The organism is Mycobacterium sp., from assembly GCF_965229105.1.
Taxonomy (GTDB): domain Bacteria; phylum Actinomycetota; class Actinomycetes; order Mycobacteriales; family Mycobacteriaceae; genus Mycobacterium.
Genome location: NZ_OZ245858.1, coordinates 2,316,344 through 2,336,580, shown reverse-complemented (window position 1 = coordinate 2,336,580; position 20,237 = coordinate 2,316,344). Strand labels below are relative to the sequence as shown.

17 protein-coding genes and 1 tRNA gene are annotated in these 20,237 nt (G+C 61.6%); 9 read left to right on the top strand and 9 right to left on the bottom strand.

From position 1 onward, the window contains the following. Positions 1-3 precede the first annotated feature (3 nt). Both lysA and argS read right to left on the bottom strand, forming a co-directional pair. Positions 4-1,338 (bottom strand): diaminopimelate decarboxylase, encoded by a 1,335-nt coding sequence (lysA, locus tag ADBZ9O_RS11240; RefSeq protein ID WP_526533067.1) that lies wholly within the window; start codon positions 1,336-1,338, stop codon positions 4-6. A gap of 77 nt (positions 1,339-1,415) precedes the next feature. Beyond that, positions 1,416-3,068 carry an arginine--tRNA ligase gene (argS, locus tag ADBZ9O_RS11235; protein ID WP_526531160.1) on the bottom strand — a complete coding sequence of 551 codons (1,653 nt, stop codon included), beginning with the start codon at positions 3,066-3,068 and terminating at the stop codon, positions 1,416-1,418. Between the two features lie 115 nt (positions 3,069-3,183). Between argS and ADBZ9O_RS11230 the strand changes: the two genes are divergently transcribed. The 6 genes from ADBZ9O_RS11230 to ADBZ9O_RS11205 all read left to right on the top strand — a co-directional run bounded on the left by ADBZ9O_RS11230 (position 3,184) and on the right by ADBZ9O_RS11205 (position 10,547). Then, positions 3,184-3,259 (top strand) — tRNA-Arg (locus ADBZ9O_RS11230). A 194-nt stretch (positions 3,260-3,453) separates the two neighbouring features. After that, positions 3,454-3,873 carry a hypothetical protein gene (locus tag ADBZ9O_RS11225; protein WP_526531158.1) on the top strand — a complete coding sequence of 140 codons (420 nt, stop codon included), beginning with the start codon at positions 3,454-3,456 and terminating at the stop codon, positions 3,871-3,873. Positions 3,874-4,011: 138 nt separating this feature from the next. After that, complete coding sequence (locus ADBZ9O_RS11220; RefSeq protein WP_526531156.1) at positions 4,012-7,092, top strand: SIR2 family protein; 3,081 nt, start codon at positions 4,012-4,014, stop codon at positions 7,090-7,092. A 556-nt stretch (positions 7,093-7,648) separates the two neighbouring features. After that, the gene (locus tag ADBZ9O_RS11215) at positions 7,649-8,989 is read left to right on the top strand and encodes a sensor histidine kinase (RefSeq protein WP_526531154.1); all 1,341 of its coding nucleotides are present in this window, start codon (positions 7,649-7,651) and stop codon (positions 8,987-8,989) included. Then, positions 8,977-9,621 carry a response regulator transcription factor gene (locus ADBZ9O_RS11210; protein ID WP_526531152.1) on the top strand — a complete coding sequence of 215 codons (645 nt, stop codon included), beginning with the start codon at positions 8,977-8,979 and terminating at the stop codon, positions 9,619-9,621. The genes ADBZ9O_RS11215 and ADBZ9O_RS11210 overlap by 13 nt, the downstream gene beginning before the upstream one ends. A gap of 20 nt (positions 9,622-9,641) precedes the next feature. After that, the gene (locus tag ADBZ9O_RS11205) at positions 9,642-10,547 is read left to right on the top strand and encodes a DUF4097 family beta strand repeat-containing protein (RefSeq protein ID WP_526531150.1); all 906 of its coding nucleotides are present in this window, start codon (positions 9,642-9,644) and stop codon (positions 10,545-10,547) included. Here the strand turns inward: ADBZ9O_RS11205 and ADBZ9O_RS11200 are convergent. After that, positions 10,536-11,048 (bottom strand): DUF4232 domain-containing protein, encoded by a 513-nt coding sequence (locus ADBZ9O_RS11200; protein ID WP_526531148.1) that lies wholly within the window; start codon positions 11,046-11,048, stop codon positions 10,536-10,538. The genes ADBZ9O_RS11205 and ADBZ9O_RS11200 overlap by 12 nt on opposite strands. A gap of 284 nt (positions 11,049-11,332) precedes the next feature. Between ADBZ9O_RS11200 and ADBZ9O_RS11195 the strand changes: the two genes are divergently transcribed. Both ADBZ9O_RS11195 and ADBZ9O_RS11190 read left to right on the top strand, forming a co-directional pair. Next, positions 11,333-11,725, top strand: a complete 393-nt coding sequence (locus tag ADBZ9O_RS11195; protein WP_526531146.1) for a hypothetical protein — start codon at positions 11,333-11,335, stop codon at positions 11,723-11,725. Positions 11,726-11,839: 114 nt separating this feature from the next. Then, positions 11,840-13,180 carry a flavin monoamine oxidase family protein gene (locus tag ADBZ9O_RS11190; protein WP_526531144.1) on the top strand — a complete coding sequence of 447 codons (1,341 nt, stop codon included), beginning with the start codon at positions 11,840-11,842 and terminating at the stop codon, positions 13,178-13,180. Here ADBZ9O_RS11190 and ADBZ9O_RS11185 read toward each other — a convergent pair. Next, entirely contained in the window at positions 13,177-14,064 is an 888-nt protein-coding gene (locus ADBZ9O_RS11185; RefSeq protein ID WP_526531142.1) for an ion transporter, read from the bottom strand. The genes ADBZ9O_RS11190 and ADBZ9O_RS11185 overlap by 4 nt on opposite strands. Before the next feature lie 536 nt (positions 14,065-14,600). Here ADBZ9O_RS11185 and ADBZ9O_RS11180 point away from each other — a divergent pair. Next, on the top strand, positions 14,601-15,494 hold the full coding sequence (locus ADBZ9O_RS11180; RefSeq protein ID WP_526531140.1) for a DUF4436 domain-containing protein: 894 nt from the start codon (positions 14,601-14,603) through the stop codon (positions 15,492-15,494). A gap of 31 nt (positions 15,495-15,525) precedes the next feature. Here the strand turns inward: ADBZ9O_RS11180 and ADBZ9O_RS11175 are convergent, their stop codons facing one another. From ADBZ9O_RS11175 to ADBZ9O_RS11155, 5 genes are all read right to left on the bottom strand, one after another. Then, on the bottom strand, positions 15,526-16,929 hold the full coding sequence (locus tag ADBZ9O_RS11175) for a DUF222 domain-containing protein (RefSeq protein ID WP_526531138.1): 1,404 nt from the start codon (positions 16,927-16,929) through the stop codon (positions 15,526-15,528). Positions 16,930-17,010: 81 nt separating this feature from the next. Further along, a complete protein-coding gene (locus ADBZ9O_RS11170) occupies positions 17,011-17,679 on the bottom strand; it encodes a pyridoxamine 5'-phosphate oxidase family protein (RefSeq protein WP_526531136.1) in 669 nt (222 codons plus the stop codon). 23 nt (positions 17,680-17,702) lie between these two features. Further along, entirely contained in the window at positions 17,703-18,113 is a 411-nt protein-coding gene (locus ADBZ9O_RS11165; protein WP_526531134.1) for a hypothetical protein, read from the bottom strand. A 65-nt stretch (positions 18,114-18,178) separates the two neighbouring features. Then, positions 18,179-19,339, bottom strand: coding sequence for a lactate 2-monooxygenase (locus ADBZ9O_RS11160; protein WP_526531132.1), 1,161 nt, complete (start codon positions 19,337-19,339; stop codon positions 18,179-18,181). Beyond that, positions 19,339-20,217 (bottom strand): LLM class flavin-dependent oxidoreductase, encoded by an 879-nt coding sequence (locus ADBZ9O_RS11155; RefSeq protein WP_526531130.1) that lies wholly within the window; start codon positions 20,215-20,217, stop codon positions 19,339-19,341. Before ADBZ9O_RS11155 ends, ADBZ9O_RS11160 begins: the two co-directional genes overlap by 1 nt. Between the last annotated feature and the right edge of the window lie 20 nt (positions 20,218-20,237).

The window sequence follows — 20,237 nt, the reverse complement described above, 5'->3', positions numbered from 1 at the left end:
GGTTCACCTCACTTCCAGACTCAACAGATCGTCGACCGTCTCCCGGCGCAGCACGAGGCGGGCATGCCCGTCACGCACTGCCACCACGGCGGGGCGGCCGAGCAGGTTGTACCGGCTCGACATCGAATAGCAGTAGGCGCCGGTTGCGGCTACTCCCAATAGGTCATCGGGTTTGACGTCGTCATTCACCCACGCGTCACGGACGACGATATCGCCGCTCTCGCAGTGTTTTCCAACGATTCTGGCCAGAGTGGGCTCGGCGTCGCTGACCCTGGACACCAGGCGCACGTCGTATTCGGCGCCGTAGAGCGAGGTGCGGATGTTATCGCTCATCCCGCCGTCGACGCTGACGTAACGCCGATGCGCTCCTGCACTGATCGCCACATCCTTGACGGTGCCCACCTCATAGAGGGTGATGGTGCCGGGTCCGGCGATCGCCCGGCCCGGTTCGACCACCAGGCGGGGCGCGGGCAGTCCGACGGCCGCCGACTCGTTGCGCACGATGGCGTCCAGCTTCGCGGCCAGATCCTGCACTGGCGGTGGATCATCATGCGGGAGATAGGAAATACCCAGTCCGCCACCGAGATCGACAATAGAGATCTGTGCGGTCTTCTCGACGCCGAACTCGGAAACGACCTCACGGAGCAGGCCGATCACCCGGTGTGCGGCAATCTCGAAACCGGCGACATCGAAGATCTGCGAACCGATGTGGCTGTGCAGGCCGACCAGGCGCAGGTTGTCGGCTGCGAAAACCTTGCGCACGGCTTCCATTGCCGCACCGCTGGCCAGGGACAACCCGAACTTCTGGTCTTCGTGTGCGGTCGAGATGAACTCATGGGTGTGGGCTTCGACGCCGACAGTGACGCGTATCAGTACGTCCTGGACCACCCCGGCGGCACCGGCGATGGCGTCGAGCCGCTCGATCTCGGTCATCGAGTCGAGCACTACATGCCCGACACCGAATTTGACCGCCATCGTCAGTTCGTCGATCGATTTGTTGTTGCCGTGCAGGGCGATTCGCTCGGCTGGGAAGTTCGCATGCAGAGCTACTGCGAGTTCGCCGCCGCTGCAGACATCCAGCGAGAGACCTTCGTCGTCGATCCAGCGGGCGACTTCACTGCACAGGAAGGCCTTGGCTGCATAGCGGACGTACTCGCCACCGCCGAACGCCTCGGCGATCTCACGACAGTGAAAACGGAAGTCGTCCTCGTCGATGACGAACAGTGGGGTGCCGTATTCGGCGGCCAGGTCGGTGACGGTGACACCGGCGATCGAGACGACACCGTCCTCACCGCGAACAGTATTGCGGGGCCACACATTAGGTGCCAGTGCGAGCACCTCGCTGGTCTGCGGGCGTTGAGGCGTGCCGGTCGGATGCGCTCCCTCGGCGTGGCGCGGCCCGGCGGGATGGGCGTTCACATGCGCTCCGGGGCGCTCACACCGAGGATGGCCAGACCGTTGGCGATCACCTGGCGGGTGGCCTGGCACAGGGCCAACCGAGCGCCGTGCAGTTCGTTGGGCTCTTCGTCGCCCTGCGGCAGTACCCGGCACGCGTCGTAGAACCGGTGGTAGTCACCGGCCAGGTCCTCCAGGTAGCGGCAGACCCGGTGCGGTTCCCGCAGGGAGGAAGCGGATGTCAAGATCCGCGAGAACTCGCCGACACTGCGGATCAGAGCGCCCTCTTTGTCGTGGGTGAGCAGGCCGAGGTGTTCCGTGCTTGCCGCGATACCGAGTTCTGCCGCGCTGCGCGCCAGCGCCGAGAGGCGGGCGTGGGCGTATTGCACGTAGTAGACCGGGTTTTCGCTGGACGCGGACGACCACAGCGCCAGGTCGATATCGATCGGGCTGTCCACCGACGAGCGGATCAGCACATACCGGGCGGCGTCCACGCCGATCGCGTCGACCAGATCGTCGAGCGTGATCACGGTGCCGGCCCGCTTGCTCATCTTCATCGGTTGGCCGTCGCGGACCAGGTTGACCATCTGCCCGATCAGCACCTCGACGGTGTCCGGGTCATCGCCGAGGGCGGCAGCGGCCGCCTTGAGGCGGGCGATATAACCGTGGTGATCGGCACCGAGCATGTAGATGCACAGGTCGAAACCGCGCTGCCGCTTGTCGAGGTAGTAGGCCAGGTCGCCGGCGATGTAGGCGGGCTGCCCGTCGCTCTTGATGACGACGCGGTCCTTGTCGTCACCGAACTCGGTGGTGCGCAACCAGGTTGCGCCGTCCTTCTCGTAGATGTTGCCGGTCTCACGCAGCTTCGCGATGGCTTCATCGACGCGGCCGCTGGTGTGCATCGAATCTTCGTGGGTATAGACGTCGAAATCGGTGCCGAACTCGTGCAGCGATTCCTTGATGTGAGTGAACATCAGGTCCACGCCGATCGACCGGAACGTCTCCTGCTGCTGGTCGTCAGGCAGGCTCATGGCGTCGGGCGCCAGTTTGAGCACCTGCTCGGCGATGTCCACGATGTAGGCGCCCGCATAGCCGTCTTCCGGTGCGGGCTGGCCCTTGGCCGCCGCGACCAGCGACCGGGCGAACCGGTCGATCTGGGCGCCATGATCGTTGAAGTAGTACTCCCGGACCACGCCGGCACCCTGCGTCGACAGCAGGCGTCCCAGCGCATCGCCGACGGCGGCCCAGCGGGTGCCGCCGATGTGGATCGGGCCCGTCGGGTTGGCCGAGACGAATTCCAAGTTGATTTTCTGGCCCGCCAGGTCAGCGGAATGTCCATACGTCGGGCCGGCCGAGATGACGTTGTCGACGATCAGGCCCTGCGCCGACGCCTCGATCCGCAGGTTGACGAAACCGGGGCCGGCCACCTCAGCGGCGGAGATGTCGTCGGACTTGGTCAGCGCGTCGGCAAGCCACCCAGCCAACTCACGCGGATTGACGCCGACCTTTTTGCCCAGCTGAAGTGCCAGGTTGGTGGCGTAATCGCCGTGTTCGGGGTTGCGCGGTCGCTCGACGGTCACGGTCTGCGGGAGCGCGGCGGCGTCGAGGTTATGGTCGGCCAGCACCGCTGCAGCGGTGATCTTGAGCAGCTCAGCCAGGTCGGCGGGTGTCACGAGCGTCCATCCTATGGTCTGAGGTGGTCAGGGCTCGAATCTATTACCGTCACCGAGCACACTTCGCGATGCGTTAGTCTGTGCAGGCCCAACGGCGCGGCTGGTTCAGCCCCGCGCCCCCGTAGCTCAGGGGATAGAGCGTCCGCCTCCGGAGCGGAAGGCCGCAGGTTCGAATCCTGCCGGGGGCACCAGGTTGGATTGCAGGTCAGCGGTAGGGTCAACCTGCAATTTGTCACAACGTGCCATCTGCGAGTGACAATTGTTGCCACGTCGTTATATGCGACGTATCTTCTCACCTAGCAGCAGGTTTAAGCTCCCGGCGTTGTGGAAACACGCGGAGCATGGTAGGACGTGGGTGCTACGCTGCGATATGTACGGATTTAGGATGCCAGCCTCGAAGCTGCTGGCTCACGAGCAGGGGTTACGAATCATGGGTGCATCCGTGTCGCTCCGTCCTGCAGTAGAGACTCAGTCACGCCTCAACCTGGGGGCGGCGACACTGGTGACAGCCGAGTCCGACGACTTGGAGTTCACTCTTCACGCTGTCCGCGACGAGCATGCGAGCGCTGTCCCGCTAAGTGTCGACTTCGAAGGCGCCAACAGCTCGGCGATCATCTGGGCTCGAACGGCAACACTCTACGAAGACCCTGATGGAGACGCTTTCTGGCTTTTCTACAGCAAGCTCAGTGATGTTGTTTCGCAAGACAACTGGTCGACGCATATCAACGCTGACTGCATACTGGTTGTCCCTGTCAACCTGTCGACGGACGAGCTCACTTCATCGTGCTATTTGATTGAAGGCTAAGCGTTTCTTTCTGTTTGCAACAAGAATTATGGATTTAGCCTGCCTGCATAGGGGCTTGACCATAAGAAAGTTGCCGCCGGCAATCCTCTTTTGCGCGACGTCCGGCTATAGGAGCATTCTTAAGCTATAACCATCAGCATGGTATCGGCTGGCCTTGTCGCTGCAATCCGTGAGAACCGACTCATCACTGTCTGCGGGGCGGGCATCACTGCTTCTACAGTGCCAAGCTCGCAGTTCGGATCGTGGCTGCGGCTGATCGAGCACGGGATCAACACTGTGTTGGAACATGACGCGCGACAAAAGGAGTGGGCTGAACTCACCAAGCGACAGCTTGAAATCGCGGAGGATCCTAACGAGTACGTCCACGCCGCGCAAAGCGTCGCCAACAAGCTGGGAGCCAGACACTTTCACAGATGGATTCAGGATACGATCGGCACCCTTCAAGAGCCAGAAGCATCCGACTTAGTGGAATCAATCGCACTCCTCGGCATGCCGATTGCCACAACCAACTACGACACGCTTATCGAGCGCGTAACCAACCGTGACGGTGTCCATTGGAAGAATCCCGACAATATGCAACGCGCACTGGCGGGAAAGCTGTCAGCAGTCGTCCATCTGCACGGAATCTACCTAGAGCCTGAAACTGTCATATTTGGTTCACAATCGTATGGCGGTATCATCGGCGATGAGGGTGCCCAAGCCGTACAGTGGCTAATGGCTGGCGGCAAATCTATGCTCTTCGTCGGTGCAAGTGGGACGCTTGAAGACCCAAATCTTGGTCTCCTACTGGCCAAAATCGATCACGCTATACCGAACTCAACTAACGAACACTATCTAGTTTGTAGGGAATCTGAACGCAACAACCTACTAGATAAATACAAAGATTCTCCGATAACAATCGTTTCTTTCGGTTCGGACGACTATGCTGAGTTGCCAGAATTTATTAGAAGCATCGCCGTTGCCGCCGGAAAGAGCCTAGAGGGAAATACGCGGACTAATTACAATGCGGCGGCTCACTCATCTTTAATTTTACGAGTTCAAGATGAATCGATCGTAACAATAGAACAACGTGATCCCGGCAATAACGTGAGCGATCTGTTGGTCGCGCCCGTTCTATTGGCTGCACCACACGAAGATATTATTTCAAGTTTTAGCGATTATAAACCCGGTGAAGAAAACAAAGAGATTCGCACCGATCCATACAGAGATGCTTTTGAACACAAAACGCTGGTATTGATAGGTGAAGAGATTTCTGGGGTTACTAGCGCTTTAGAGTGGCTCGTGCTCACGAACGCTGAACAAGATACAACTGCCGTGCCGGTCCTCGTCGACTACCATGACCTCACAAGCGGAACGCGCGGCCTAGACCGCCTAATTCGCCAAAACTTAGCAGACAGTTGTGCAGTTCCTCCGGGTGAGAGCCTCAAGAATATTGTGTTAGCCGTCGATAATGTCGTGCCCAACAGCGGCCGCAAGTTCAAACGGCTTATTGATGATCTGAATAGCGAATGGGTCCGTACCTGCTTTCTGGGATGCGCCCCAGGCGGCGAAGCAGATCTCAAAGCCGCACTTAAGGCACGCGGCCTTAATCCAACAATGCGATACATGGGCCGCATGACTCGCCGCGACGTCCATAAGCTGGTTCGCCTCGCGGTGGATACAGAAGACAGAGCATCTAGCTTAGCAGCGAAGGTACACCAAACTTTGGGGACGGAGGGTCTCCCCATAACGGCCTGGAATGTGACTCTTCTATTAGATATATTCCTCCACACGACGTTAACGATTCAATCAATATCATCAAGTACATTGCTTGACCAGTTCATAAGCTCGCTACTGGGACGAGAGCTCCACGAAGACTCCCGAGTTTCAATTGATGCGAGAGACCGCGAAGCAATTCTTGCGGCCCTTGCTGGACTATTCTGTCGACAAAAAACAGGATCACTCCCAGAAGGTGACGTAATTCAATTTCTATCGGAGCTCTTTGAACAGTATGGCTGGGATGAGAGCCCAACAGCCATGTTGCAATCATTCAAAGCACGACACATACTATCTACCCGATTCAGCGATCCCAAAGATCGCATAAGGTTTGCACAACCCAGTTATCTCTATCTGTTCGCAGCAAAACAAGCCAAGGAAGACAGCGACTTCAAAGAGCATCTTCTTAATGACCCTAATCTTTATTCGAAAATTATTACTCACTACACTTCGCTAGTACGAAACGACGGGTGGGTACTAGAACAAATTCGAAGACTTGTTGATCAGCATTCATTTATTGACGGTCAGGCAACCATTTTTGCCAAAGTCACCTCCGAAATTACGGCAAAGCCATTTGGTTTCAGCGAATCAAATAACGATGGTGAAGCCAATAACAGTAGTGACGGCAGCCGGAGCCATGACCAAACCGCTGATAGAAACGATAGCGCTGACAATCATGACCATGCTGACGATAACAAAGACGATGGCGACGACCACGACGACCACGACGACGACTTTGATTATATGTTAGAACATGCTATGACTGGCGCCAGTGATCCTTTTCCAACAAGAGATGAATCAGGTGCACCACAGTTGCAGCAGTCGCTGACTGCGCTTTCGCTAGTATCTAACGTTCTGCGAGATTCCGAACTCGTGAAAAACATGCCTCTAAAGATCGAGACTTTAAAAATAACTATGCGCATGTGGGCCGAGATGGTGCTGCGATTTGAAACCGATAAGGTGTTTACCGACATGGGCGGACAAATTGCCGAAGAGTTAGGAGATATTTTTGAGCTTCCCGGCGTCACGAAAGACGAATTTATAGAACACACCAAGTTTAATTTGCCACTATATTTCAGTATTACATCAATGATTAGTTCCACGGCCTCCAAGAAGCTCGAAGTTGCTATCCAAAGCTGTTTCGAGGACCTAATCGGAGTGGAGACCGGCGCGGCCATAATGACTGCGCTTTTAGCATCCGAAGTGGGCACCAAAACTTGGCCGTCAAACTTCGTTGAGGTTGGCAAGCTTCACGCTGGATTGCCAGTAGTGTTCGATCTCATGTTTAAATTGGCCTACCATCATTACATTTTCGACAAAGTTACGGCAGAGCAGCGGGCTGAGATCGAAGCTTTCATACGCCTGGTACTTGTCGGTGACAAATTCGATGCCAATCAGACCGTAGTAAAGCTCCGTGCTAGACGTGTTCGACAGCAAGCTGCCACGAAAGCAAAAGCCGAGTAACGAAACATCCAGTGTCTGATTGAGTTTGTTCAGACCCCGGCCGCTCCCGAGCAGCCAGCAGCAACTGAGCTGCCAGAGTTCTAGCTGGCGGTATTGAGGAGTCGCTTTGCACGATTCAGGACGTCGCCTGCTTTCCAGAGCATCAACTCCTCTAGGCGACGTTGTGGTGGCAACTGAACGGTCGGCTGTTCTCCGCGGACTGATGGATATAGCAAGGCCTCGTCGTGCCCATCGACGTTCGCAAGCAGGTGGCTTCGTACATCAGCCCGAATGTGCGGCGGAATGACGATTGTACTTACCCTTCCAGACTTCGGCGTATCCAATCGGCATTCACCATCTCGCCTTGTAACGCCCCGCGCCATTTGAAGAACCTCACCACCATGCGGACGTCTTTGCGCCGCAATTCAGAAACTTCGCCCACCGAAGCCCCCACCAGACCGCTAGCAACACCAGAGCACGTAGACGGACGGGCTCGTCTCGTCTGGGGGTTAACCCCCGGTCAACTCGCGGGATAACGCTGTGTCGCCCGTCGTCGCGACTCCCTAGGTTGAGACGCATGGTTGCAGTCACTCCCGATGTCCCGGCGCCCGTACCGACCGTCGAATCCCCCGACGAGGCCGCCATCGCCGCCCCGAGCGATCCCCCGGCACGCACCCGCGCGCTCGGCGTGGTGCCGAGTGCCTCGATGCTGACCGGCGCCGCGATCGCCGTGGTGTGGTTCTGGATCCCGCTGGCCGTGCTCATCGTCGCGATCTCCTCCATCCCTTCGGTCATCGGGTTCGCCGTCGCCGGCGTCGTCTTCGTGTACCTGATCCGCGGTGCCGACTGGGTCGAGCGCGTGCGCAGCGAGGCCGTATTCGGTTTGGGCATCACGGTCCCGCCGCGGCGGGTGTCGGGTTTCCACGGTTTCAAGGGGTGGGCGCATCAACTCTGGCTGGACGTCAGCAGCGCGCAGTTCTGGAAGGCTGCCGCGCACCACTATCTCCGGATGGCCTTTGACCTCCTGGCCACCGGCGTCGCCCTGGCGTTGCTGGTGTTCGCCTTCCTGGGTCCCGCCGTTGCCATGTCGATCGACCGCAGCGACGCCGGAGCCGGACTGTCGTTCATTCCGCCCGCACTGGCCTGGGTTCTCGGCATCGCCGCGTTGGCGGCCGCCGTCGCGATCGTCGTCTTCGCACCTGCCATCGACCTCCGGATAGACCGCTGGCTGCTTCCGCCGTCGCCAACCGCGGCGTTGCAACATCAGGTGAGCGCGCTTGCCGACGCCCGACTGGGCGCAGTGTCGTCGGCCCAGACCGAACGTCATCGCATCGAGCGAGACCTGCACGACGGCGTTCAACCCCGACTGGTGTCGTTGGCCATGACGATCGGGTTGGCCCAGACCAAACTCGACAGCGATCTGCCCGCGGCGAAGAAGCTGATTGCCGAGGCACACGACGGCGCAAAGAGCGCGCTCGTCGAACTGCGTAACGTCGTGCGCGGAATTGCCCCGACTATTCTCTCCGACCGCGGCCTGGACGCGGCCCTGTCATCAGTCGTGCAGCGCATCGAGACGTCCGGGGTGCCGACGACACTGAACATCCATCTGCCCCAACGCCTTCCAGATGAAGTCGAATCGGTAGCGTACTTCGTCGTCGCCGAGGCGCTGACCAACGTCGCCAAACATGCGCATGCCACCCGGGCGGTCGTCACCGTTCGATTCGACGAATCGTCGAACACGCTCAACGTGTCGGTATTCGATGACGGCGTCGGTGGCGCCGCGGCGACCTCCGATCACGATATGACGGGGTTACGCGGGCTCGAGGAACGGGTCCGGGCGGCGCGAGGCACCTTCACGGTGTCCAGCCCGGTGACCGGCCCCACGATCGTGACGGCGGTACTGCCATGCGCATCGTGATCGCCGAGGATTCCGCGCTACTGCGAGCGGGCCTCGAGCGCATCCTGATCGACTCGGGACACGACGTGGTCGCAGGGGTGTCGGACGCGACCGACCTGCTGCGCCTGGTCAACGAGCTCCGGCCCGACCTCGCCATCGTGGATGTGCGGATGCCGCCGACCTTCACCGACGAAGGCATTCGCGCGGCCGCCCTGCTGCGCAAGCAAAACCCGGAGTCGCCGGTGTTGGTGCTGTCTCACTACGTTGAGGAACGTTATGCCGCTGACCTGATCGCTTCGGATACAAGAGGTTTCGGCTACCTGCTGAAAGACCGGGTCGCCGACGTACCCGCATTTCTCGACGCGGTCACCGTCGTCGGCGGCGGTGGCACCGTGCTCGACCCCGAGGTGGTGTCGCAGATTCTCATCCGGTCGCGCCGGCGCTCCGTGCTCGACGAACTGACACCGCGCGAACAGGAAGTGCTGCAGTTGATGGCCGAGGGCAAAGCCAACTCCGCGATCGCCGCCGCGCTGCACGTCTCGGTGGGATCCGCCGAGAAACACATCGCGTCGATCTTCACCAAGCTTGGCCTGGCTCCAGACGAGAGCGAGAACCGACGCGTGCTGGCGGTCCTGCGCTACCTCGAATCCTGAACCACCGAAAGGACTTTCCCATGACGATCATCGCTCCCCCGCCGCCTGCAATACCCGCGGCGCCTGCTCCGCCTCCGCTGAGTCCCCGCGGGCGTACCGGGCTTCGCGCCGTCCTCATCGCGGTTGCCGCGGTCCTCATTGCGGGCACCGTAGCGTCGCTGGGGATAGCGGCATGGGGCATCAGCGCCGCCCGCGTCGTCGCCGACACCAAGAACCTGCCCGCCGACATGCGGTCACTCACGATCGACACTGCCGACGTCGCTTCCGCGGTACGGATCGTCAGCGATCGCGACGCGCGCGTACCGACCGTCGCGATGCGTCAGGTCCGATCCACCCGATCCATGGAGCACAGCCTTGTCGTCAGTGGGGACCAGGGCGGTACGCGGGTGGCCGTAAGTGACGGCGGGAGAACGCCTTTCCTACCGTGGGACCGTGTGGGTGAGCTCACCGTGACGCTGCCACCCGACCTTGCGCGGCAGTTGTCGGTCAACGTCCAACAGCAAGATGGCGTCCTGATCCTGCAGTCCGACGTCGAGCAGTTGACGGCTCGGAATACCGACGGTGCGGTGGTGCTCGACGGCAATGCGCGTCGCGTCGATATCCGCACCACCGACGGCGATGTCGTTACGCGCAAACCGGTTTCGATCTCCGAGTCGTTCACCGTAGAGTCCGCCGACGGTGATATCACCGTCGACCTCGCTGACACCGCGCCGCGCCGCATCGATATCGTCAGCAGGGACGGGGACGTCTCCGTCGCGCTGCCCCCGGTCGGGCCGTATCTGGTCCGCGCCTCCGGTGGCTCCACCCAGGTACGGGTGCCTCAGACCGACGATCCGGCGCGCGCCGTCGGGCAGGTGACGGTCAGCGCCCAGGACGGTGACATCACCATCCGCACGTCGGACAGCGAACCGATGTCAGGGCGTTAACTGCAGCGGCCCGACGTAGGTGCCGTGGGTTGTCGCGGCGTCCTGCCGTAGGACGCTGCTGCTACTCGGCCATGGGACCCCTTGATAGGACGACGAGCCCGGCAGGGTCGCGATGATCGTGGTCGGCACCCAGTGGCCGTCAGGGTCGCCCGACAGGAATGTCAGCACACTGCTGGCCGATCCCCCAGGTGGGAGCGTGATCTCCTGCGGGTCGCCAGGCACGTGCCACAGCTGATAGGCCGGGCCGAGCGTGGGGTCGTCAGGACCGACGAGGACCACATCAAGACGGTCCTGCGTAGTGCAGGATTCGTCAGTCCGGATATTGGTGAGCGTCAAAGGAAACTGAAATTGACCGACGTAGCCTGCCACCTCGGTGACCGTCCCGGCACTGAGCTCGGTACCGACGTATCCACACGACGGTAGTGCTGCGGCTGTCGCCGGGAAGGCGAGCGCAGTCGCAATGCCCACGCTGGCCGCACATACCGGCAATTTCGGAGTCATCAGGCTGTCCCCTTGGGATCTCTGCTGGTGGGAGCACTCTAGTGTCCACGAGGCCTGTCGGGGAGCGACTTGGTGCGGATGGGCTTCTGGGGATAGTTCTGGGGATGACTTGTGCATCGCTTGTGGACGGCTTGTGCATACATCGTGCGATGGTGCCGGCTGCAGGTCAGAGGGACTTCGCCGCGCTCTACCGGCGTCGACGTGGCCAACTGGTCACCTGCGGCCCCGATTCGGCATAAGATCAGCAAACTCCGGCGAACGATGGCGCATCCGAGGGACGACACGTGACTTTGAAGAAAATTGTTGTGCGGGCGGCGGTCGCCTGCGTTATCGGCCTGCCTGCACTGGGGTTGGGCGCAGGTGCGGCGGTCGCTGCCCCCGCCAAGCAGAATGACTGCAACCAGAAGCAACTGGACTGTGCGCTGTCCAACATCGACTTATCGCAGATCCGCCTTTCCGATGTCGACATTGCCAACATCGAGCAGATCCAGCGGGATGCCGAGAATTTCCAGATGCCTCAGCTGCCGAACCTGTCGATACCCAGCATCCCTACGCCCCCGCTGCTGTTGCCCCCTCCGGAGTTCCAGCTGCCCGACCTGCCGCCGCCACCGCCGCCGCAAGGGCCGAAGCTGATCCGGATGCCGTGGGAGCCGAAGTTGCCCTGGGAACTCTTCTAGAGTTGACGAGGATCCGCTAAATCCTTTTGTTTGCAATTACTTTCGCGAGTGCAGCAGCGCTGACATCTCGCATTTGGCTGTGGCGGCCGTCCCGAGGGGAATAACGTCAGCGCCATGGCATCGGTGGGGCGCCGTGAATTCACTCTCGGTATCGGCACGCTCTTGGCGGCGTCGTTTCTCCCCGGTTGCGGCGGCAAACAAGACACATCCGCAAAGACGCCACCAAGCAATCAGCACGTGGTGATCATCGGTGCCGGATTCGCCGGGCTTGCAGCCGCGCGACGACTGGTCGACGCGGGTGTGCGCGTGACGATAGTGGAGGCGCGGGATCGAATCGGCGGCCGGACGCGGACTGACACTTCCCTGGGTGTGCCCGTCGATATCGGTGCGTCATGGATTCACGGCACCGACGGCAACCCCCTGACGAAACTCGCTGAAGAGGCTGGGGCCAAGACCGTCTCGACGAACTTCGAAGACTTTGTGCTGCTGGAGAACCACGCCGAGGTCGACCGCGCTGCTGCCGCAGGGTTGAACGAAGGATGGCAGAAAATCTCCGATGAGCTCGAATCTCGCGGCGCAGATGCCGACGATGACGAGACGGTCGCCGAAGGCTTGGTAGGTCTGGCGAATCTCGACGATCCGCTGGTCGCCTGGAATGTCACCTCACGGACCGCAGGCGAGTACGCGGCCGACGCCGACGAGCTCTCGCTGCGCTGGTTCAGCAGTGAGGGGCAATTCAAGGGACCGGACGTCCTCTTCCCTGGCGGCTACACGCAGCTGTCCCAGCACCTCGCCAAAGGATTGGATATCCAGCAGGACACCGAGGTATCGCGGATCTCCTATGGCGGCTCTGAGGTCCGCATCGAGACCTCGAAGGGCACTGTGACCGCCGATAAGGTCATCGTCACGGTCCCGCTCGGAGTGCTCAAGGCGAAAACGATCGCCTTCGACCCCGCCCTTCCTGACCATAAGCGCCACGCTATCGACGTACTCGGTTTCGGCCTGTTGAACAAGGTGGTCGCGATGTTCGACGAACCGTTCTGGCCGAAAGCCACACCGATGATCGGACTTGTCGGGGCCAACCAGCCCGTCACCGACCTGGTCAACGGGCTCATGTTCGCGGGCACACCGTTGCTGGTCGGGTTGCGCGGTGGGGAGGCCGCGTGGTCACGCGAAAAGCTGACCGATGCCGAAGCGATCGACGAACTGATCACCGCGCTGAATGCGCCGCAGCCGACGGGGTCCATCGTCACGCGGTGGGGCTCCGACCCCTACGCTCGCGGTTCCTACAGTTTCATCGCGGCCGGCTCGAGCCCCGACGATATGGACGCCCTCGCCGAGCCTGCCGGCGAACGTCTGATGTTCGCCGGCGAGGCAACAAACCGCGAATGGTTCGGCACCGTCCATGGTGCGTATCTCAGTGGTATTCGTGAGGCTGAACGCATCCTCAGCTAACCGGGGGTGACGTGTCGGCCTTGGTCGTCGCGGTGGGTGCGTTGCAGTTCGCGTTCCGCATCCTCCAGCGCCGCGCGGGCCGCGCGCAACCGCTCCAAAAGATCGTCGGTTTCGTGCTTTTCGCGATCAGCTCCGCGTGCCTCTTCCATCGCGGAGAGCACCAGCCCGATGAACAGGTTGAAGATCAAGAAGCTCATGATGACGGCGTAGCTGATGAAGAACAGCACCGACCACTGCGAAACCTCTTGGCCCATATAGACATTATCGGGAAAGTTCTCCAACGTGAGCATGACGAACAACGTCAGCATCGCCTGCCCGACGTTGCCGTAGTGCTCGGGATCGTGGCCCGCGAAGAAGACCCAGCCGAGCATTCCGTAGATGAAGATCAGCAGGGCCGTCGCCGCGCCCAAGGACGCCACCCCGGGGATAGCCCTGCCGATTGCGCCGATGATCAGGCGCAGGTCGGGCAGGAACCGCACGATGCGCACGATCCGGGCCAGTCGCACCAAGCGCAGAACCATCGCAGCGCTGCGAAAACCTGGTATCAGTACCGCCGCGACCACCAGGAAGTCGAAGATGTTCCACCGGTCGGCGACATACGCGCGGACATTCCAGCCGGTGGCCGTGAACCGGATCAAGATCTCGACGACGTAGATCCCGAGGATGACGTTGTAGACCACGTCAAACAGGCCGTGATACCCGGCCGCGATGCTGTCGAAGGTTTCCAGCCCCAGCACTGCCGCATTGATCAGGATCACGACGAGTATCACGATGTCGAATGGCGGCTTCGCGACAAGCGCCCTGCAGAACTCGACTATCTTCGGCGCATTCGGCGTGGGCGTTGAGGCTGCGGTGGCCGCGGAATCGGCAGGGGTGGGTTGCACGGTATGTGCATAGCAAAAATGGACCTCGTGTGCGCAATGAACAGCCGGTTTGGCGCACCGCTTCTCAGTTGCCGACCAGCCACGATTAGCAGTTATCTAGCCTTGGTGAAGCGATTCATCTGACCTGGTCTTCTCTGTTGAATTTGCGTATGCAAATACCCCTTATGACTGCAACCCTGATACCTCTCCAATCAACACATAGCTGAGGGTGCTCGGCTAACTTTGCCGTACCGATCCAGCCATGTTCAGACCGCGTAGACACCAGCGCCATAACCGCACTTGACACTGCTCTTGGCCACACATCTGCGCTGACCGTGCGCTCTTCGCCCTGTATGATCTGTGAGTTGGCTGGGAGAGGGCGAGTGGGCGTGGCAACTGGTATCGGCTACGTCAATTTGCGTCGGAGCCTCCAATTCGACAACAAATAGGTGTTCAATATATAGCCGCAAAATCCGACTGCCACCGTTCAAATTCGAGTGGCGAAATCCGCGAAGTAGTTGTAGCGGAAAGTGGATTCCGCCGCTATTGTTCGGTCCGTGCACAACACGTCGGCGCCAGAAACCGAAGAACCACGCCGAGGCGGCAGCCTAGGGGTCAAGATCGGCGTCGTTCTCGTTGTCCTCCTGGCTTACTTTGGATCGCTGTTTGCGTACTGGTGGCTTTCCGCTTCGTCACAAGAACTGGACCCACCCGACATTCAGAACCGGTCGCAGACCGTCGTCCTGATCACCGTGCAGTCGTTGAAGACAGTCGACCGCAAACTCGATGTCAGAGTGTCGGTCATTCCTCAGGACACATTGGTCGATGAGCGCCTCGACACCCTCAACACCGATATCTCGGTGCGAATTTATCCGTGGAACACCTCGGGTGATCTGCATTTCAAGGAAGGCGAAGCGCCGGGCGAGGCCACCACATCCCTTGACCTGAACGGTGATTCGGACACCTGGCCGTTCGATTCCTACTCAACGGAAAACATCAGCGCCGATGTGCTGGTGGGCGCCGGCGACGAGCGGCAGTTTGTCCCAGCTCGCGTCGAGGTCGAGGGGTCCATCGACGGCTGGTCCATCACCCGCGATGACGGGCCGCCATCACCTGATTCGACGGGTCAAGGCGACTCCGTGAAACTGACGCTGGCGCGTGCACTTGGCCCGCTCACATTCGATCTGGGCATCTGCCTTGTGCTGATCACACTGCCGATTCTCTCGGTGTTCACGACGTTCCAGGTAGTCACGGGACGCAAAGAGTTCCAAATGACCTTCACGACGTGGTTCACGGCAATGCTGTTCGCGGTCGTCCCGCTCCGCAACATCCTGCCGGGGGCTCCGCCGCCGGGCGCCTGGATCGACCAGGCATTGGTCCTGTGGGTAATCGTCGCGCTGGTCGGGTCCATGGTGGTCTACGTAGCCCATTGGTACCGGAAGATCGACTAGCAATTCCATAGTCGCACTTGATGTTTCGGTGTCACGGATCGTCCTCGCCCAACTGCTCTTCCGGAGAATCGGCCAACAACTCCTCCGGATGATGTAGTCGGTTGACTTGGGGTGGGCCGGTGCCGTCGGTCCAGGCCAGCCGTCCTTCGTCGGTGACGGTCGAGGTGTACTCGCCGCGGGCCTCGGCCTGATTGGTCGGAGGGCAGGCGAAGAACAGTGCGTTGGCGTTACCGGGGCCGCCGGGAACCCAGGCCGGGGCATGATGCACCTCGCAGCCATACCCAGGCACCGTGCAGTTCGGGCCCGTACAGCCTCGGTCGCGGGCATAACAGATGATCCGCTGATCCGCCGTGGCCAACCGCTGACCCCGAGCCAAATACAACGGCCGATTCGAATGGCCGTCGAATACCGCCAAAAACGGGATCGCCCCGGATGCCATCCCGATAAAATCGCGCATCGGCAAGCTGGACCCGCCCCCGGTCACCGCCGGCGCCGGCATCGGCACGCTCGGATCCACTATTGCGTCTGCGGCCTGCTGCAGCGCCTCCAACGTCGTCGTCACGATCACCGTCACCGGCAACCCCCGATGCTGACCCAAACTCCCTGATTCCAGCGCGGTCCGCATCCCCCACGCAAACGCGTCATGGCAGCGCTGTGCCGGTGTGCGGGTATCGGCGGCGGCACCGACCACGCTCTGGGCTGAGCCCGGTAGGTGATGACCCGGGCGGACCGCGGCACTGATCGCCTCGAAATACGCCCGCGCCTCCGGAGTCAGATGACCCGAAATCGTGCTCATCCCGTCGCGGCCTTGGCGACCCATCGTCAGCCCGCGCCGTGCGGCCCGGTCCCGGTCATCGAAATGCCCATCCGGGTTGAGCTTGGTATCAATCGCCCGTCCGACCGCCGCCACAAACGCCGAATCCTGTGTCGCGGCGTGCTGGACGAGTTTCTTCTCCGCCCAGCCCCGGTCGGCGTCAGACACCGCTGCCGGTAACCGGTTCAGCGCCGTCAACACCGCGCCGATATGGTCCTCACCGACCTGCCCGGCGGCGACCGCTTCGGCCAGCCGTGGCACCTCCGGGTCCAGCACCTCGCCAGCCAGGGTGCGTCGCGGCCCAATCCGGGCGGCCACCGTCGCCCGGCGCCCCACCTCACCCCGCGACACCCGCAGCCGGGTCGCCAACCGCTCCTTGACCCCCGGCCTCGCCGCTTCATCCGGCGGGTCGAACAGCTCCCCGACCATCCGATACGACAGGCCGCCCACAGTGCGGGTGATGGTTTCCAACCGGGCCGCGACCTCGACCCGAAACCCATGCCCCACCAAGTCGGTGGAGGTGTTCCGTAGCCGGGTCAGCGCCGCGTCGATCGCCGCCAGATCCGCGTCCACCTGCTCGCGGGCAACCGCGGCGGTGACGAAGGGGCGACCGGAATCCATCCCCCAAAACTATTCGAACACCCGTTCGACCAACAGTCCAAATATCGAGATTGTGGATAAAACCCCAACTGGGGATAACCCTCAGCCGGGGAGGTGCCGGTTCGCCAGGAGGCCCGTCAACCCGAGCACCGAGCCGGGCACCGGAATATCGGCATTGCAGTCAGGAGCTCGACGAGGCTCCCCGTAGACCGTGGTCAGCGGGACCACCCCGGCCCAGGCGCCGGCGGCGATGTCCTCGTCGGGATCCTCGGGCCAACCGGTGCTCAGCTTCAACGACCAGTTGCCTGACCCGATCGCCAACCGCATTGCGACCGTCGCAGCCAACTCCCGGCGCGAGCTCTCGCGCAGTTCGGCGACGCGGCCGGGGATGAAGGTATCGGTCAGCATTTCCAGATAACGCACCTTCTCGGCGGCGTCGATCTGCTCGAAGGCACCGAACAGCGTCGCGCTGCGGTAGTGGAACGAGGACTCAAAGGCACTGCGCGCCACCACGACTCCGTCGAGCGCTGTCACCGATACCGAAACCGGTGTGCCTGCAGCGACCGCCCGGAGCCACGGCGATCCGGTCGAGCCATGGATGACGATGTCATCACCGATGCGGGCGAAGCCGGTGGGAAGTGCGACCGGATGCCCGTCGCGCACGAACGCGATGGTCGCCAGTGGAGTGCTATCGAGCAGGGCATCCAAATCCTGGCGTGACTGGCTCTGCTTTTCGTTGAGACGAGAAATCTTCGTCGAGGGCTGCGACATGGGCTAAATATCGCATGCAGAGGCTAGGTGCACCCGGTAGCGGGGGTCGTTGCCTGCTCGATGGTCATCTCGCCGTCATTGAGGATGGTGATATCGATCGAGCCACTGGGTCCGCCCCACTTCCACTCCACGGTGCCGGTCTTGGCATCGGTCGATTCCGAGCACCACGGCAGCCCCTTGAGATCCTTACCGATCGGCAGTTTCGGTTTCACCGCCGCGACCGTGTCGGCCTGGTCGCCCGGTGTCCGCCAGATCTCCACGCCGTCGGCATGGCTTGAAATCTTGGTCCCCAGCGGCAGTTCGAGGTCGATCAGGGTGGAGTGGATGGCACTCGGCGGCGCCGAACTACCGGTCTCGGTGGTGCTGGCCTTATCACCCGACGAGCAGCCGACCAACACCAGTACCGCGGCAACCACGATCGCAACAGACTTCACTGTCTTCCGCTCCTCCCCGGCTCGTGCCTCGCCGCATCGTCGGGTCGACAACCGGCTCATGGGTCTCACGATATCCGGCGCAACGCCTCGGGGGTCAGATCGCTCAGCGTCGGATAGCCGTCCACAGCCATGATCAGGTCGGCTTCGGCCAGGATCGAGCGCAACACGTGCACGATCCCGTCGACCCCACCCAAGGCCAGCCCGTAGGCATACGGGCGCCCGATTCCGACAGCGCTGGCGCCCAGCGCGAGCGCTTTGATCACATCAGCGCCGGAACGCACTCCCGAGTCGAAAAGCACCGGCACATCCCCGGCAGCTTCGACGACGCCGGGCAGGCAGTCGATGGCAGGCAATCCGCCATTGGCCTGCCGGCCGCCGTGGTTGGAGCAGTAGATTCCGTCGATGCCGTAATCTATTGCACGCCTTGCATCTTCAGGATGACAGATACCTTTGAGAATCAGCGGAAGCTTGGTCAGCGAACGCAGCCAGGTCAGGTCGTCCCACGTCACCGACTTACCGAAAATGCCGGCCCAGTATGGCACCGCAGCCCGAGGATCCGCGGTGAGGTCGGCGTCGACCTTCGAGCGAAAGTTCTCGTCGCTGGTGTAGTTGGCCAGGCACTTGCCGCGCAATTGCGGGAAATTCGCCGTCGCGAGATCGCGTGGACGCCACCCGGGAATCCAGGTATCCAACGTGACCACGATGCCCGCATAACCCGCCGCCTCGGCGCGGTGCACAAAGCTCTCCGCCAGGTCGCGGTCGGTTGGTGTATAGAGCTGGAAAAAGCCTGGTGTATCGCCGAATTCGGCGGCGACGTCTTCCAGCGGATCTTCGGTCAGCGTCGACGCACACATCGGCACACCGGTCCGCGCGGCGGCCTTCGCGGTCGACAGATCGCCGTGGCCGTCCTGACCGCATAAGGCGATCACCCCGATCGGTGCCATGAATATCGGTGCGGCCCAACGTTTGCCCCACAGCTCGACGGACATGTCCCGTTCGGTTGCCCCGACCAACATCCGCGGCATCAGTCCCCACCGCGAGAACGCTTCGGCATTGGCCCGCTGCGTGCCTTCATCGCCAGCCCCACCCGCGACGTACGACCACACCGATGGGGGCAACACCTGTTCCGCCCGGGATGCCAGTTCGTCATAGGCCATCGGCATGGTGGGCAGTACGCCGGTCAAACCACCGAAATAGATCTCGTACTGGTAGTTGCCGAACGACATCAGAAGTCCTTCACCACATCTGCGACCCGCCGCAGCTGATCGATGTCGGTGCTAGTCGGGATCAGATGGATCTCATCGGTGCCGATGGCCTCGAACGCACGCAAGGTAGCGGCCAGCGAGTCCTCATCACCTGCCCAGCCGGTGGTCGGTGCGATCGCGTCGACGAACTCGGCCGGGATCCAGTTCATGTAGCGGCGCAGGTGGTGGTGCATCTGGGCGCGCGGCCCGTCGCCCTCGCCGATGGCGAACCAGAACGACGTCGCTAGGTGCGGCGCAGGTTTACCCGCCTCCGCCCAGGCTTGGCGTGCGACGTCGAACAGCTCGTTTTGCGCTTCGGCGTTGAGATCCATCGTGGTTCCGGCCATCCCGTCGGCCCAGCCGGCGGCACTTCGGACGGTTTTGGGACCGATACTTCCGATCAGCAGTCCTGGTCCGCCCTCGCGGACCGGCGGCGGTCCGACCGGCAACACAGACTCGGTGATCTTCTCCCCCGCCCAGACACGCTTCATCACCTCGACGCGCTCGGCCATCCCGCGCATCGTTTGCGTCTTGGGGTCTGCGCCGACGGCGTTGTAGTCCTCATGCCGCCCGCCGACCCCGATCCCGACGGTCAGCCGCCCGCCGGAGAGCATATCGCCGGTGGCCAGGGCCTTGGCGCACATCACCGGGTCATGCAGCTGCGGCACGATGACGGTGGTGACCAGCTGCACCCGGTCCGTCCAGGCCGCCAACGCACCGAGCAGCGTCAGGCTGTCGGGGTTGTCGAACGCGATGCGTTCGCCCCAGCACAGCGACGAGAATGGCCCTTCGTCCACGATGCGGGTCCAGCTCTTCAGTATCGACGCGTCTAGGTCCCGTTCCATCACGGGCAATGTCATCCCAATCTGCACGACGGCGA